Source organism: Salinicola corii, assembly GCF_008298015.1.
Lineage (GTDB): Bacteria > Pseudomonadota > Gammaproteobacteria > Pseudomonadales > Halomonadaceae > Salinicola > Salinicola corii.
The window spans coordinates 190,129-205,569 of sequence record NZ_VTPX01000008.1 but is presented as its reverse complement, the minus strand read 5'-3'; the positions used below and the strand labels follow the sequence as shown (position 1 = coordinate 205,569).

Below are 15,441 nucleotides of genomic sequence, written 5' to 3'. Positions count from 1 at the left end.
CGGTCATTGACTCGCCAGGCTTTACTTCAAACCCAGGCGATCGAGGGTGCCGCGTAGATTCAGTAGATCGAGCGTGCTGGCTCCCTGCTCCAGTTCACGGCGGAACGCCTCTTCCTTCTCTTCGCGCGCCTGGGAGGCCCTGATGACGTCATCGAGCTCCTCGGCCGCCACTACCACTACGCCATCCCGATCGCCGACCACGAAGTCGCCGGCACGTATCGCCACGCCGCCGCACTGGATCGTTTCTTTGACCCTGCCCGATTGATGCTTGTGCGTTCCCTTGATCGAGAGCCCGCGGCAGAACACCGGAAAGCGGGATTCGATGATGGTATCGGCGTCGCGTACCATACCGTCGATGATCAGGCCGCGGATGCCCGCCAGCGTGGCCGCCAGCGTCAGAATATCCCCCCATGGCCCTCCTTCGGTGAAGCCCTTGGCATCGACGACCAGCACGTCACCCGGCCTTGCCTTGGAGATGGCGTAGTGAATCAGCAGATTGTCACCGGGCGAGCAGTCCACGGTCAGCGCTCTTCCAGCCATTCTCAGCGTTGGATCCAGCGGCTTGATGCCGGAATCCATGGCGCCTCGCTGGCCTTGAGCTTCATGAATCGTTGCGCTGCCCAGGGTCTTCAGCGTGTCCATGACGGTCTGTGAAGTCATTGGTTGGTCCTTCTCTGATGAGGAGCTCGTCCGGTGCGCAAGGTCTCGTCGGCGCAGGACATCGTGTAGAACAATAAAAAAACAATATTGATATCCTGTCTATCGATTCTTCCTTTTTCTCATGCGAGACAAAAGTATAATGATCCATAAATTGGTTTTTATTCATCCGCTTGTGAACATTTAACGATTTCCGAATGGGGAGGTTGAAATCACCGCTTGAGCCGATGAGGCGCCTGTGATTCGATAATTTTGTTTTTTATTAGAACAATAATCGAGAGTCGAGCGATATCCGTCGTCTTCGACATCCATCCGAGCACAGGTCGCCAAGCCATCACGCCCGTCGAGGCGATGGCGGCGAAAAAGGAGAGGCCCATGAAGCCTGGCATGAAGACAAGAACCGTTGCGATCGCCGCCATCATGTTGATGCCGTTGTCGGCCATGGCCGACTATCCCGAGCGCGCCGTGCAGATGATCATCGGCTATTCCGCTGGAGGCGGTACGGATATCGCCGCGCGGACACTGGTGCCCTATATCGAGAGGGAATTGGGCACCGACATCACTGTCATCAACCGCCCCGGCGCCGGTGGCGAGGTCGGCTTCACGGCACTGGCCAACGCCGAGCCCGACGGTTACACCATCGGCTTCATCAATACGCCCAACGTGCTGACCATCCCGATCGAACGTGAAACACGCTACGAACTTTCCGATTTCCAGCCGGTGGCCAGCGTTGTCGATGATCCCGATGGCTTCAACGTGGGGCCGGATAGCGAATTCGCCTCGCTCGAGGATCTGGTCGCCTACGCGAAGGAACACCCCGGCGAGATCACCTACGGCACGACCGGGGTCGGTTCGGACGATCACCTGGCCGCGCTGGCGCTGGAGCGCCTGGCGGGAATCGAGATGACCCACGTGCCCTTTCCCGGCGCTGCCGACGTACGTCAGGCATTGATGGGCGGGCACATCGAGATGGGAATATTCAACATTGGCGAAGCGGCGGCGGACGTGAAGGCCGGGCGCATCAAGATGCTGGCCCAGGCCGCAAGCCAGCGTTCGAAGGAATTACCCGATGTGCCGACGACTGCCGAAGCCGGTTACGAGCTGACTATTGGCTCGAACCGCGGCATCGCCGTTCCTGCTGGGGTCCCGGACGAAATCGTCCAGAAACTCTCCAGTGCCATCGAAGCGGCCATGAACAACGAGGACTTCCAGAAGGCAGCCGTGCAGCAGTCGTTACCACTCGACTACCAGGATCCGACCACCTACCAGCAAACACTTCAGGACCTGCAGGCACGTTTTCAGGCGCTTTGGGATGAATCTCCCTGGAGTCAGTGATAGGACGAGCCAGCCCTTGGTGGCTGGCTCGCCACTTTTTATCCGCCGCATTTGAGAGGAGCGCGATTATGCGTCAGGCAGTGGTAGAGACGGGAGTGGCACTCGCTGGCGCGGTACTCAGCGTCTTCGGGCTTATCCATGCGCTGGGGTTCACGCGAGATTCCGCCTATTTGCCCACCGTCGTGATGGGACTTCTGACCCTCCTGCTAGTGGTCTGGGCCGTGAGATCTGCGCTTACCCTGCGTCATGAAGGTGGCGATTCGATTCGACTCGCGCCGGGCCATGTCAGAAGATTCTTCACCTTGCTGGCAACTTCCATCGTCATGATCGTTGCTGCACCCAGGCTGGGGTTCGCCACTACGTTCCTGCTGTTTGTGCCGCTGAGTGGAATGCTCCTCGGCTATCGCAAAGGCAAGTGGTTGGTGGTAACGGCAATCATTTTCTCGCTACTGATCTATCTGATCTTTCAGGTGGTGCTGGATAGACCGCTACCTCCCGAAATGGCGCTGCGCGTTTTCACGGGGATATGACTCATGTGGGATTCCATTCTTTCCGCCCTCCCGTTGCTATTTTCACCCGCTGTCCTGCTCGCCATGGCCGGTGGTGCGACCATCGGCGTGCTCATCGGTGCGCTGCCTGGGCTTTCGGCGACGATGGGTATCGCCGTGCTGATTCCGCTGACGTTCACCATGGATCCGCTGGTTGCGCTCGGCATGATGGCGGGTATCTACAATGGCGCCATGTACGGCGGCGCCATTCCCGCCATTCTCTTGCGTATTCCGGGGACGCCTGCCGGTATCGCCACGGTTTTCGACGGCCACCCCATGGCGCAAAAGGGCCAGGGGCTGGAGGCGATGAAGATCGCGTTGACGTCTTCGGCGATCGGCGGCTCGGTCAGTGCCCTGGCGCTGCTCTTTCTGAGTCCGCCCCTGGCCGCGATGGCGTTGAAGTTTGGCCCGGTGGAGGTTTTCTGGCTGGCGATCTTCGGGCTGGCGGCCATCTCAGTACTGCTGAGCGATGCGCCCATCAAGGGGCTCATCAGTGCCTGTCTCGGTCTCGTCATCGGTATGGTCGGGATCGACTCGATGACCGGTAACGAGCGTTTCACGTTCAATGTCATGGATCTCATGGGCGGCATCGACATCTTGGTGCTGCTCACCGGGCTCTACGCCATTCCGCCGGCGCTGACGCTGGCGCAGGAAGCCATGCTGCTGAGCAGGAACAGCATCGGCAGTGGCGGCAAGACGCGAAGCGGCATCGGCTGGAGACGATTGATGCCGACCTGGTGTCGGGCATCGGTCATCGGCGTGATCGTAGGCATCATTCCCGGCACGGGTGGGAATATCGCAGCCATGCTCTCATGGAACGAGGCGCGACGTGTGGCGAAGGACAAGTCGCGGTTCGGCAAGGGAGCGCCCGAAGGCGTGGCAGCGGCGGAGTGCGCCAACAACGCTGACAACGCGGCTTCCCTGATTCCAGCGCTGACCTTGGGGATTCCGGGCAGCAGCGTTTCTGCGGTCATCCTGGGCGGCTTGCTGGTTCACGGCATGCTCCCGGGGCCGGACCTGTTCACGCGTTCCGCTCCCGTCACCTACGGTTTTATCCTGGCCATGCTGGTGACCTCGATCATGCTGTTCGTGATCGGACGACTCGGCGCGAGACTGTTCATCAATGTGATGTACATGCCGCCGCTGCTCCTGGCGCCGATCATCATCGCCTTGACTACCATCGGGGTCTACGCGATTAACAACAGCCTGTTCGATGTGTGGCTCATGCTGACGTTCGGGGTCATGGGGTGGGGCATGGAGCGGCTGAAAATTCCGCTGGCGCCTGCGGTGCTGGCCGTCATTCTGGGGCCGGTGGCGGAGTCGAGCCTGCGTCGGGCGATGCTCATCGGCCGGCACGAGGTGAGCTATCTCTTCTCCAGTACCATTGCCATCGTGATGGTGACGATCATTGTGCTGACCGTTCTGGTACCGGTCATTCGGCGGCTGCTGACCCACTACCGAGGGCGGCCGTCGAAACTGGCGATGGCGAGCGACCCTGAGCGGGCCCGTCAACGGTTTGAGCCTTGAGCGTCAGTGATCTGGGATAGGTTGGTCTAGCGCGCCTTTGGTGAACTCGAGGCGCGCTATGTCTTATCCGCTTTTTCCCCAAGGATCCCCTTTCGATTGGGCCGATTGCCTGGCCATGAAGACGCAATAGGCCATGCGCAGGTGCACGCGCATGAGGTCTTCGGCGTAACTCTCCTCCCGCTTCTCGATCGCATCGATGATATCCCTGTGTTGCTGCATCGAGCGCTGCATCTCTGCGTCGGAGTAGAGGTAGTAAGAGCCTACCGTGATCGGTGAATCGACCAGCATCCTGACCATCTGCTTGAGCTGCGCAGAGCCCGATGCCGTCATCAGGATCTGATGGAATTTCTGATTTTCCGCCTGGATACTGAACAGGTACTTGTCGGGCTGGTCCCGATAGAGCCCTTCGATCACGTCGGCATGACGATGCAATTGCGCGATCTGCTCCGCCGTCGCACGGCTGGCGGCCAGCCTGGCTGCGCGTGATTCCAGCAGGATGCGTAGCTCGTAGATGTCGACGATATCGTCCTGCTGCCAGGGCGAAACGAATGAGCCGCGACCCTTCTCGTGATAGATCAGGCCGTCGTCCACGAGGCGCTGAATGGCTGCTCGAACCGGCGTCCGGCTGACCGCAAGCGTCTCGGCTAGATGGGCTTCCTTGATCTGCATGTCCGAAGATAACTCTCCCGACATGATTTTTCTTCTGAGTGTCGTGTAGACCCGATCTGTGAGCTTTGTCATGGCTTGAATACGATCACGCTAGACCGTCATGACGGTCGTCCGGAACCCTAGGCTGATGTCGATACCCTGCCAGCATCGCATCGGTGACAGGTAGTGTCATGTGGTGGGGTGATGGATCGTCCTCCGATGGATGGACATCTCACTCCAGGTTCTGAATCTGCTCCCGCATCTGCTCGATCAGCACCTTCAGTTCCACCGCGCAGCGGGTGGTGTCGGCGACGATGGCCTTGGAGGAGAGGGTGTTGGCTTCCCGGTTGAGTTCCTGCATCAGGAAGTCGAGGCGCCGTCCGACCGGCCCTTTCTGCTTCAACTGACGTTCCACTTCGGTGACGTGGGTTTCCAGTCGGTCGAGCTCTTCGGCGACGTCTGCCTTGTGGGCCATCATCACCATTTCCGCTTCCAGCCGCTGCGGGTCGAGTTCGGTCTTGGCGCTTTCCAGCCGCTCCAGTAGCTGCGCGCGCTGGCGCTCGAGAATCAATGGCAGGTGCTCGCGCACGGTCGCCACCTGTTCGCGGATGCCACTCAGACGCTCGCGAATCAGTTCCGCCAGGCGCTCGCCTTCGCGGGCGCGGCCGGCATCCAGATCCTCGAGCGCCGCGTCGAACAGCGCGAGTCCGGCGGCTTTGACCTGATCGATATCCAGGCGCTGGGTGGCCATCACGCCGGGGTGGGCGAGTAGCTCCAGCGCGTTGGGCATCGGCGCTTCCGGGAGCTGGGCGCGGATCTGCTCCAGCGCCTGGGAGAGTGCGGCGAGCTGATCGGCGTTGATCCCGGGGGCGGCGCTATCCTCGGCGGGGTCGAAACGCAGCGAGCACTCCACCTTACCGCGGGCGAGGCGCTGGCGCATGGCATCGCGAAAGTGCGGTTCGAGATCGCGCAGGGTATCGGGGAGGCGGAAGTGGGGCTCCAGGTAGCGCTGATTCACCGAGCGCAGTTCGAGCTGCAGGCTGCCCCAGTCGGCATCACGGGTCTGGCGTGAGAAGGCGGTCATGCTGTGGGGCATGGGAGTTCCTTGAATCGTCGAGCTGATCGATCGAGTGTAACCCATCCGTGAAGCCATAGGCCGCCGCTCGCCAGCGGTGAATGTACAGCCGAGCCGTGTAGAATGGCCGGCCTGCTGTGAAGCGTCGAAGGCGTGGCGCTTCTGTCATTGATGTTTTGGATCGAGAGGCTTTCATGCGCCCGAGTGGACGACAACCCGATCAGCCCCGCGAGGTCACGCTGACCCGCGGTTTTACCCGTCACGCCGAAGGCTCGGTGCTGGTGAGCTTCGGGGATACCCAGGTGCTGTGCAACGCCAGCGTCGAAGCCGGTGTGCCGCGCTGGTTGCGCGGCAAGAACCAGGGCTGGGTGACCGCCGAGTACGGCATGCTGCCGCGGGCGACCCACACCCGCGGCGGCCGTGAGGCGGCGCGAGGCAAGCAGGGTGGGCGTACGCTGGAGATCCAGCGCCTGATCGGCCGCAGCTTGCGCGCGGCGGTGGACCTGAAGAAGCTCGGCGAGTTCACCATCACGGTGGATTGCGACGTGCTGCAGGCCGATGGCGGCACGCGTACGGCATCGATCACCGGGGCCTGCGTGGCGCTGATCGAGGCGCTGCAGTACATGCAGCGCAAGAAGATGATCAAGACCGACCCGTTCCGTCAGCTGGTCAGCTCGATCTCGGTGGGTGTCTACAAGGGCACGCCAGTACTCGATCTGGATTACCCGGAAGACAGCGCCGCCGACACCGACATGAATGTGGTGATGACCGAAGACGGCAAGCTCATCGAGGTGCAGGGCACGGCGGAAGCCGAAGCGTTCTCCCGCGCCGAGCTCAATAACATGCTCGACCTGGCCGAGAGTGGCTGCCAGGCCCTGTTTGCCAAGCAGCATGAAGCGCTGGGCATTCGCCGCTGATTCGCTGCCGTGATGGCGGCCGCCATGGCCGCCATCACGGGTGTCCCCGTCGTCTTCATTCTCTCCATCCCTTCTCCCTTCTCCCTTCTCACCGTCGTTCCCGCAAGCTCGCGTTCGGCTGCAGGGCTGATCACGTCGACTAGACTAAAGCCCAAAGCCATCGGGCCAGGGCGGTGATGCCCAAGCCGTGGTCCACCGTCCATGTCATGGAGACAACTGTGGCCGAATTTACCATCGCGGATCTCATCATCGAGACGCTGGACCGCGCCGGCGTGCGTAACATCTGGGGCCTGCCGGGCGACTCGCTCAACGGTCTGACCGAAAGCCTGCGTCGCCAGGAGCGGATTCGCTGGCGCGGCGTGCGTCACGAGGAGGTGGCGGCACTCGCCGCCAGCGCCGAAGCCGATGCCACCAAGCGGTTATCCGTCTGCGCCGGCTCCTGCGGTCCGGGCAACCTCCACCTGATCAACGGCCTGTACGAGGCCCAGCGCGCCAACGTGCCGATGCTGGCGATCGCCGCGCAGATCCCTTCCAGCGAGATTGGCCTGGGCTACTTCCAGGAGACCCACCCCGAGAACCTGTTCCGCGAGTGCAGCGACTACTGCGAGCTGGTGTCGTCGCCGGCGCAGATGCCGCGGGTGCTGGAAACCGCCATGAACGTGGCGATCACCCAGCGCAGCGTGGCGGTGGTCGTGATACCGGGGGATATCGCGCTGCAGCCGGCACCGGTCAAGGCCTCGAACTGGTCCGAGCCCGTGCGTGCCGTACCGGTGCCGCCGGAGCCGGCGCTCGACGAACTGGCCGAGCTGATCAACGGCGAGCAGCGCGTGGCGATCCTTGGCGGCTACGGCTGCGACGGTTATCACGATCAGGTCGTCGCCCTGGCCGAGCGGCTGAAGGCACCGGTGATCCATGCGCTGCGCGGCAAGCAGTCGCTGGAGTACGACAATCCCTATGATGTCGGCATGACCGGGCTGATCGGTTTCAGCTCCGGCTATCACGCGCTCAAGGATTGCGACTTCCTGCTGATGCTGGGAACCAACTTTCCCTATCGCGACTTCTTCCCCGAGCACGGCAGGATCGTCCAGATCGACGAGCGTGGCCCGCATCTGGGCCGGCGCAGCCCGTTGCTGAAGGGACTGGTGGGCGATATCGGCGCTACCCTCGAGGCGCTGCTGCCGCGCCTGGCCGAGAAGAGCGATCGCCGCTTTCTCGACGACGCCCAGAAGGATTACCGCAAGGCGCGCCAGGGGCTCGACGATCTCGCCGCGCCGCGAGACAGCGGCGAGCCGTTGCATCCGCAATACCTGACCGCGCGGATCAGCGAGCTGGCGGACAACGACACCGTATTCACCTGCGACGTGGGCACGCCGACGGTGTGGGCGGCACGTTATCTGGCCATGAATGGCCAGCGGCGGCTGACCGGTTCGTTCATGCACGGCTCGATGGCCACGGCGGTCCCCCAGGCGATGGGGTGGCAGGCGGCGTTCCCGCAACGCCAGGTGGTGGCGCTGGCCGGCGATGGCGGCGTCAGCATGCTGATGGGCGATCTGATCACGCTGGTCGAGCACCAGCTACCGGTGAAGATCGTGGTCTACAACAACGAGACGCTGGGCTTCGTGGCGATGGAGATGAAGGCGGCGGGCTTCGTCGATGAAGTCACCAACCTGCCGGCGGCGGATTTTGCCAAGGTCGCCGAGTCGCTGGGCATGTTCAGCGTGCGCGTCGAGTCCTCGGATGCCATCGACGATGCCCTGCGTCTGGCGTTGGCGCATGACGGCCCGGCGCTGGTCGACGTGCGCACCGCCAAGCAGGAGCTGTCGATTCCGCCGCGCATCCAGGCCGAGCAGGCCAAGGGCTTCAGTCTCTATACCGTGCGCGCGGTGATGAGCGGTCGCGGTGACGAGGTGGTCGACCTGGCCAAGACCAACTGGCCGTGGCGGCGCAAGAAGTAGACGACGACAACCGCGATGATGCCGTCGCCTGGCCCTCTCGCCGGTGGGCGACGGTGATCTCCGGTCAGCTCGGGCTGGTGGAAGGGTCGAGCGCCAATAGCCCCGAGGCCAGTTGGCGGAACGCGTCGGTGGCTCTGGCCAGCACGTCGGCATCATCGCTGGCGGCAACCCAGAGCGCGGCGTTGAGTGCTGCGCCATTGACCAGCCGCGCTGCGGCTTCCACGTCCACCGGCTTGACGATCCCTTCCGCGACCAGCGCCTCCAGCGTCGTCATCGTCGCCAGCAGGCAGCGGTTCTGGCTCGGCCACTGGGAGGGATCTCCCAGCACCGCCGGGCCATCCAGCAGCACGATGCGCTGGATCTCCGGATCGCGCGCCAGCTCGATGTAGGCACCGCCCTCCGCCAGCAATCCCTCCCAGGCGTTGGTATGGCGCTGCCCGATCTCGTGGGCGCGAGCGGCCATCTCGTTGTCGAGCCGGTCGACCACGGCAGCGAGCAGACCCCGCTTGTCGCCGAAGTGATGGTAGAGCGCGCCACGGGTCAGGCCGGCGCGGGCCGTGAGCTCATCCATCGAGGCGCCGGCGTAGCCCTTCTCGGCAAAGGCCGCTCGTGCGGCATCGATCAACTTGGCGCGGGTCTCTTCCAGCATCTCGGCGCGACTGCGTCGGGCCATGGTGTCTCCTGTCTTCAAAGCGGACTTTACGGCCCAGAGAGTATCGCAGGGCAAAAATAAATGGCATACGCGGCGTATATTAATTTGACATACACGGCGTATGTGCAATTAATATACGCTCCGTATGTCAATTCCCTGGCGCCCTCGTGCGTCGCACTCTCCCCAAGGAGTCAAACCATGTTGCAAGCTCAGCCTACCCAGTCGCCGCAGCCGGTCTTTCCGGCCAACCGTAGCGCACTCTATGAGAAGCACGGCTACTCGGCCGCGATTCGCTCCGGCGACCTGCTGTTCGTCTCCGGCCAGGTCGGGAGTCTGGAGGACGGCTCGCCGGAACCCGATTTCGAACGCCAGGTCGCGCTAGCGTTCGAGAATCTGAAGGCGGTGTTGGCCGCCGCCGGCTGCGGGCTGGAGGATCTCGTCGACGTCACGACCTTCCATACCGATCCGGAGCATCAGTTCGAGACGGTGCTGGCGGCCAAGTCGCGCCACTTCCCGGCACCGCCCTATCCCAACTGGACCGCCGTGGGCGTGACCTGGCTGGCCGGATTCGATTTCGAGATCAAGGTGGTGGCGCGAATTCCCAGCGATGGCTGATGCCGGCGGCCTTGTAATGAAAAACGCCCCGCGATGACGGGGCGTTCTTCATCTCAGCGGCAGGAAATCGCCGGCGAGGCGCTGGGGTTGTGGTCGAGTCGGGAGATCAGGATTTTTCCTCGATCATCTTTTCGCGTGCCAGGCGTGCCTGCTCTTCCTCGTAGGTGGGAAAGTCGACATAGCCTCGAGCGTCGCCGCCGTAGAAGGTATCCGGGTCGAACTGGGCCAGCGGCCAGTCGTTCTGCAGACGCTCGACCAGGTCCGGGTTGGAGGTGAAGTAGCGACCGAATACCGGCAGATCGATGACACCACCATCGACCAGCTTCTGCGCTTCCGCCTTGTCGAGATTGCCGGCAAACAGCAGCGTGCCGCGGTAGGCGTCGCGGAACTGACGCAGGAACTCTCGCGGTAGGCCCTCCTGCCCCTGGGCGCCCTGGTCCATCAGGTGGACGTAGGCCAGATCGCGTTTGCTCAGCTCGGCGGCAAGATAGAGATAGGTCCCCTCGATATCGTCGTAACTCGGCATATCGAACAGGGTGCCGTAAGGCGTCAGGCGCACGCCGACACGATTTGCGCCGATCAGCGCGATCGAGGCGTCGATCGCCTCGAGCAGCAGCCGACAACGGTTCTCGCGCGAACCGCCGTAGTCATCGGTGCGGTCGTTGAGGCCGGCGTTGATGAACTGCTCGAGCAGATAGCCGTTAGCACCGTGCAGTTCGACGCCGTCGAAGCCGGCATTACGTGCATTCAGTGCCGCCTGGGCGAAGTCATTGACGAGCCGGCGGCACTCTTCGGTGGTGGCCGCGCGCGGCGTCGTCGCCGCCAGCATGTCGGGCTGACCGTCTTCGTTGTAGCCGAACGCCATGCCGCCCTGCTTGGCGCTGCTGCTGACCGGCGCGGCGCCATTCAACTGGATCGAGGTATGCGACACGCGACCGACGTGCCAGGTCTGACAGAAGATCACGCCGCCGCGTTCGTGCACGGCCTGGGTCGCTTTCTTCCAGCCGGCGATCTGGTCGGGACCGTAGATGCCCGGGTTGAACAGGTAGCCTTGGCCCTCGCGGGAGATCGGGCTGCCTTCGGAGATGATCAGCCCGGCGCTGGCGCGCTGGCGGTAGTAGAGCGCGCCCATCTCGTCGGGGATGTCGCCCTTGGCGCGGGCGCGGGTCATCGGGGCCATAACGATACGGTTGTTAAGGCGCGTACCGGCAAGATCGAACGGTTCGAATAGCGATGTCATATCGTGAACTCCTTTTTTATGCCGACATTCGGCCGCGGTGATGGCCGGCCAAACGCAGAGCGAGCCCGAAAGGGCTCGCTCGAATAGACCAAAGTCTAGGAAACGATTAGCCGACCAACAATGAAGCCTGACGACCGGGTCGATAGAGGAAACCTATCGCGGGCCGGGCCGAATCGCCGGCCGGTTTACACCACCGAGGTCATGCCGCCATCGACGAACACGTTCTGCCCGGAGACGAAGTCGGACGCCCCGGAGCAGAGGTAGACCAGCGTGCCCACCAGCTCCTCGACCTGGCCCCAGCGCTGCGCCGGCGTGCGCTTCTCGATCCAGGCGTTGAAATCGGCGTCCTGCCACAGCGCCTGGTTCATGTCGGTCTGGAAGTAGCCGGGCGAGAGGCAGTTAACCTGGATGCCGTAGCGCGCCAGGTCCGCCGCCATGCCCTGGGTCAGCAGCGCCACGCCGCCCTTGGAGGCGGCGTAGGGGACGATGGTCTCGCGGGCCAGCTTCGACTGCACCGAGCCGATGTTGACGATCTTGCCGCTGCCGCGTTCCGACATCGCCGGACTCACCGCCTTCGAGACATAGAAGGCGCTGGAGAGGTTGGTGGCGACGACGGCATCCCAGTCGGCGGGGTCGAAGTCGTTGAACGGGCCGCGTTTCTGCAGGCCGGCGTTGTTGACCAGGATGTCCGGCACGCCGAGACGTTCGATCAGCGGGTCGATGGCCGCTTTCACGGCACCGGCGTCGGTGACATCGAAGGCCACGGCGTCGACCTTTGCCCCGGTTTCAGCAGCCAGGGTCCGCGCGGCTTCCTCGGCCGCCTCCTGGCGGCGACCGTGAACGATCATATGGGCGCCCTGCTGGGCCAGACCGCGGGCCAGCGCATGGCCCAGTCCGCGGGTGGAGCCGGTGACCAGCGCCAGCCGGTCTTGAATGTCGAAAAGGTTTTTCATGGTTCTCCCTGAAAGCGTCGGGAATTCAGAAAATCAGGTAGACGATGCAGGCGAGCGCGAAGCCGACCACCGACTCCAGCGCCTGCTGCACGGTCCAGGTCATCAACGTGGTCTTGACGTCCATGCCCAGCAGGCGCCCCACCAGCCAGAACCCGGAGTCGTTGACGTGGCCGGCGAACACCGAGCCGGCGGCGGTGGCGAGGGTGATCGCGACCACCTGCATGGCGGAGAAATCGCCGCTGGCGACGGCGGGCGCCATCAGGCCGGCGGCGGTGACCAGCGCCACCGTGGCGGAGCCCTGGGCCAGGCGCATCACCACCGCGACCAGGTAGGCGGCGACGATCACCGGCATGCCCAGATCGCTCATCGAGTCGGAGAGCGCGTCGCCGATGCCGGAAGCCTGCAGCACCCCGCCGAACATGCCCCCGGCGCCGGTGATCAGGATCACCGAGCAGATCGGCCCCAGCGAGGAGTCGACGATCTTCTCCAGTGCGCTGCCGCCTTCGCCGCGGCGGCTGCCCAGCACGTAGATCGCCACCAGCACCGAGATCAGCAGCGCGATCGGCGTCTCGCCCAGCGAGGAGAGGAACTGGAACCAAGTGGCTTCGCTGTCGGCCACGCCGGCGGCGCGGGCGAAATCGAGCCCGGTATTGAGGAAGATCAGCGCCAGCGGCAGCAGCAGCAGCGCGATGACCGTGCCGACGCTGGGCGGATTCTCGATCTTGTCGTCGTCACGGCCGCCGAACAGGCTGACTTCCAGCTTGAAGTCGAAGCGGCTGGCGGCGAAGCGCCCCCACAGGTAACCCGAGAGATACCACATCGGGAAGGCGATGAGGATCCCCACCAGCAGCACCAGGCCGAGATTGGCGCCGTAGAGCTCAGTGGCGGTGACCGGGCCGGGATGTGGCGGCACGAATACGTGCATTACCGAAAACGCCACCGCCGCCGGCAGGGCGTAGAGCAGCACCGGACCGCCGAGGCGTTTCGCCACCGCGAAGATGATCGGCAGCATCACGATCAGCCCGGCATCGAAGAAGATCGGGAAACCCATGATCAGCGAGGCGATACCCAGCGCGAACGGTGCGCGGGCCTCGCCGAACAGCGACACCATCCGCTCGGCCAGCACCTGGGCGCCGCCGGAGTGCTCCACCAGCTTGCCGAGCATGGCGCCGAAGCCGACCAGCAGCGCCACCGAGCCCAGCGTGCCGGCGAAGCTGTCGGTCATGGTATCGACGATGGCGCCGGCCGGAATACCGGTGGCGAAGGCGGTCAGCAGGCTGACCAGCACCAGCGTCGGAAAGGCGTGTAGATGAAAGCGGATGATCAATACCAGTAGCAGCGCGATCGCTGCGGCGGCGATGCCGAGCAGCGGCCCTGCCGTCAGAGTCTGCGTCCAGTCGTCCATGAGGCTCTCCCGAAAGTGGTCGTTGCGGTCCCACCGTTGCACGAAGTGATGTGTCTAAAAATACGACGTTGGTTTTGTTGCTCCATTGCTCAGCTCTGTTTCAGGCTCCGAAAAGTGTTGATTTTCGTAAAAGAATCGCGCTGCTAAGCGCGATATCGGACCTCGTTCGTCAGATTCGTTGTTTTTTTACAACGTAATGCCGCAATGCTCGTAGGATTTGAACATTTGTCAGGTGCGACCAACACTTGAAAGGTCACCCTCATCGTCGGACAGCCCATCATGTATCGCCAATGTTTTTATTTTCTGACCGCTGCGTTGATCGCGGCCACCCTCGTCATCGGCATTTTCTGGCCGCCTCTGCTCTGGTCGCTGCTCCTGTGGATACCGTTGGCACTCGTCGGCTGGCGGGATCTGCGCTCGCCCCACAACGTGCTCTATAACTATCCGCTGATCGGGCATCTTCGCTATCTGCTCGAATTCGTGCGCCCGGAGCTGCGCCAGTATTTCTTCGAATCCGAGACCAGCGGCCGCCCGTTCTCCCGCGAGCAGCGCAACCTGATCAATGCGCGTGCCGACGGCAGCGGAGATACGTCGCCCTTTGGCACCATCCGCGATGTCGATGCGCCCGGCTACAACGTCTCCTACCACTCGATCCAGCCCGGCAAGGTACCGGAGGAGGCGCGCTGGATCACCATCGGCGGGCCCCAGTGCACCCGGCCCTATCGCTCATCGCGGCTGAACATCTCGGCGATGAGTTTCGGCTCGCTTTCCGGCAACGCCGTCGAGGCGATGAACCTGGGCGCGAAGCAGGGCGGGTTCGCCCACGATACCGGCGAAGGGGCGATCAGCCCCTACCATGAAAAACATGGCGGCGATCTGATCTGGGAGCTGGGCACGGCCTACTTCGGCTGCCGCCAGAAGAATGGCCGCTTCGATGCCGAGACGTTTCGGGAGAAGGCGCGAAGCGAGCAGGTCAAGATGGTCGAGATCAAGATCTCCCAGGGCGCCAAGCCCTCCCATGGCGGGCTGCTGCCGGGCGCCAAGGTCAATCGGGAGATCGCCAGCACGCGCCAGATCGAGGCCGGCCAGGACTGCGCCTCCCCCTCGTCGCACCCGGAGTTCTCCAACCCGCGCGAGCTGATGGCGTTCGTCGCACACCTGCGTGAACTGAGCGACGGCAAGCCTGTCGGAATCAAGCTCTGCCTGGGCAAGCACAGCGAATTCCTGAGTCTCTGCAAGGGAATGATCGAGACCGGCACGCTGGTCGACTTCATCGTCATCGACGGTGCCGAGGGCGGCACCGGGGCGGCGCCGCAGGAGTTTTCGGACAGCCTCGGCGTATTCATCGACGAGGCGCTGCCCTTCGTCGACAACGCCCTGCGCGGCGCCGGGCTGCGTGACAAGATCCGCCTCGTCGCCAGCGGCAAGGTCGCCCTGGGCTACGACATGGTGGTCAAGGCCGCGCTCGGCGCCGATATGTGCAACGCCGCGCGCCCGTTCATGTTCGCGGTCGGCTGTATCCAGGCCCGACGTTGCCACACCAACAAGTGCCCCACCGGGGTGGCGACCCAGGACCCCAAGCGAGCGCGCGCGATCGACGTGCCGGAGAAGGCGGAGCGGGTGGCGCGCTACCACCGCGCCACCCTGGATGGCTTTGCCGCGATCACCGGTGCCATGGGGCTCTCGCATTTCGACGAGCTGACCCCGGACCATATTCGCCACCGCAGCGGCTACGCGCCGGCTCGGGGCTACGGCGATTTCGAGCTGCCGAGGCTCGACGAGGGCCAACTGCTGGGTGAGGAGATTCCCCCGCCATGGCGCGAGCACTGGCAAGCGGCAGCCGTCGACCGCTTCTAACCGGATCGGGGCGCCGGCCCCGGCCCCGGCTCGCACCGGCAGCGCCACGTGCTAACC

Annotated in this window: 15 protein-coding genes; 7 read left to right on the top strand and 8 right to left on the bottom strand. The window is 63.6% G+C overall.

Features of this window, described 5'->3' with window-relative positions; all coding sequences use genetic code 11:
- Window positions 1–21: 21 nt before the first annotated feature.
- Complete coding sequence (locus F0A16_RS14970; RefSeq protein ID WP_149436200.1) at window positions 22–660, bottom strand: 4-carboxy-4-hydroxy-2-oxoadipate aldolase/oxaloacetate decarboxylase; 639 nt, start codon at window positions 658–660, stop codon at window positions 22–24.
- A gap of 209 nt (window positions 661–869) precedes the next feature.
- Window positions 870–1,100, bottom strand: coding sequence for a hypothetical protein (locus F0A16_RS21775; protein ID WP_187776032.1), 231 nt, complete (start codon window positions 1,098–1,100; stop codon window positions 870–872).
- Here F0A16_RS21775 and F0A16_RS14965 point away from each other — a divergent pair.
- The 3 genes from F0A16_RS14965 to F0A16_RS14955 all read left to right on the top strand — a co-directional run bounded on the left by F0A16_RS14965 (window position 1,078) and on the right by F0A16_RS14955 (window position 4,067).
- The gene (locus F0A16_RS14965) at window positions 1,078–1,992 is read left to right on the top strand and encodes a tripartite tricarboxylate transporter substrate binding protein (protein ID WP_239023846.1); all 915 of its coding nucleotides are present in this window, start codon (window positions 1,078–1,080) and stop codon (window positions 1,990–1,992) included. The genes F0A16_RS21775 and F0A16_RS14965 overlap by 23 nt on opposite strands.
- 68 nt (window positions 1,993–2,060) lie before the next feature.
- On the top strand, window positions 2,061–2,522 hold the full coding sequence (locus F0A16_RS14960; RefSeq protein WP_149436198.1) for a tripartite tricarboxylate transporter TctB family protein: 462 nt from the start codon (window positions 2,061–2,063) through the stop codon (window positions 2,520–2,522).
- A gap of 3 nt (window positions 2,523–2,525) precedes the next feature.
- The gene (locus F0A16_RS14955; RefSeq protein ID WP_149436197.1) at window positions 2,526–4,067 is read left to right on the top strand and encodes a tripartite tricarboxylate transporter permease; all 1,542 of its coding nucleotides are present in this window, start codon (window positions 2,526–2,528) and stop codon (window positions 4,065–4,067) included.
- 63 nt (window positions 4,068–4,130) lie between these two features.
- Here F0A16_RS14955 and F0A16_RS14950 read toward each other — a convergent pair whose 3' ends face one another.
- Together F0A16_RS14950 and F0A16_RS14945 are read right to left on the bottom strand one after the other, a co-directional pair.
- Complete coding sequence (locus F0A16_RS14950; protein WP_149436196.1) at window positions 4,131–4,808, bottom strand: GntR family transcriptional regulator; 678 nt, start codon at window positions 4,806–4,808, stop codon at window positions 4,131–4,133.
- 139 nt (window positions 4,809–4,947) lie between these two features.
- Window positions 4,948–5,811: a YicC/YloC family endoribonuclease gene (locus F0A16_RS14945; protein ID WP_149436195.1), complete on the bottom strand. Its 864-nt coding sequence runs from the start codon at window positions 5,809–5,811 to the stop codon at window positions 4,948–4,950.
- Between the two features lie 173 nt (window positions 5,812–5,984).
- On the opposite strand from F0A16_RS14945, the gene rph reads away from it, so the two are divergent.
- Window positions 5,985–6,707, top strand: coding sequence for a ribonuclease PH (gene rph, locus F0A16_RS14940; protein WP_110707233.1), 723 nt, complete (start codon window positions 5,985–5,987; stop codon window positions 6,705–6,707).
- A 218-nt stretch (window positions 6,708–6,925) separates the two neighbouring features.
- Entirely contained in the window at window positions 6,926–8,662 is a 1,737-nt protein-coding gene (gene poxB, locus F0A16_RS14935) for a ubiquinone-dependent pyruvate dehydrogenase (protein ID WP_149436194.1), read from the top strand.
- A gap of 64 nt (window positions 8,663–8,726) precedes the next feature.
- Here poxB and F0A16_RS14930 read toward each other — a convergent pair whose 3' ends face one another.
- Window positions 8,727–9,335: a TetR/AcrR family transcriptional regulator gene (locus F0A16_RS14930; protein WP_149436193.1), complete on the bottom strand. Its 609-nt coding sequence runs from the start codon at window positions 9,333–9,335 to the stop codon at window positions 8,727–8,729.
- A gap of 177 nt (window positions 9,336–9,512) precedes the next feature.
- Between F0A16_RS14930 and F0A16_RS14925 the strand changes: the two genes are divergently transcribed.
- Entirely contained in the window at window positions 9,513–9,929 is a 417-nt protein-coding gene (locus F0A16_RS14925) for a RidA family protein (RefSeq protein ID WP_149436192.1), read from the top strand.
- A 106-nt stretch (window positions 9,930–10,035) separates the two neighbouring features.
- Here the strand turns inward: F0A16_RS14925 and F0A16_RS14920 are convergent, their stop codons facing one another.
- From F0A16_RS14920 to F0A16_RS14910, 3 genes are all read right to left on the bottom strand, one after another.
- On the bottom strand, window positions 10,036–11,169 hold the full coding sequence (locus tag F0A16_RS14920; RefSeq protein ID WP_149436191.1) for an alkene reductase: 1,134 nt from the start codon (window positions 11,167–11,169) through the stop codon (window positions 10,036–10,038).
- A gap of 185 nt (window positions 11,170–11,354) precedes the next feature.
- The gene (locus F0A16_RS14915) at window positions 11,355–12,122 is read right to left on the bottom strand and encodes an SDR family oxidoreductase (RefSeq protein ID WP_149436190.1); all 768 of its coding nucleotides are present in this window, start codon (window positions 12,120–12,122) and stop codon (window positions 11,355–11,357) included.
- A 25-nt stretch (window positions 12,123–12,147) separates the two neighbouring features.
- Window positions 12,148–13,527 (bottom strand): GntP family permease, encoded by a 1,380-nt coding sequence (locus F0A16_RS14910; protein ID WP_149436189.1) that lies wholly within the window; start codon window positions 13,525–13,527, stop codon window positions 12,148–12,150.
- Window positions 13,528–13,806: 279 nt separating this feature from the next.
- Here F0A16_RS14910 and F0A16_RS14905 point away from each other — a divergent pair, with 279 nt between their 5' ends.
- The gene (locus tag F0A16_RS14905) at window positions 13,807–15,384 is read left to right on the top strand and encodes an FMN-binding glutamate synthase family protein (RefSeq protein ID WP_149436188.1); all 1,578 of its coding nucleotides are present in this window, start codon (window positions 13,807–13,809) and stop codon (window positions 15,382–15,384) included.
- Window positions 15,385–15,441: the final 57 nt, after the last annotated feature.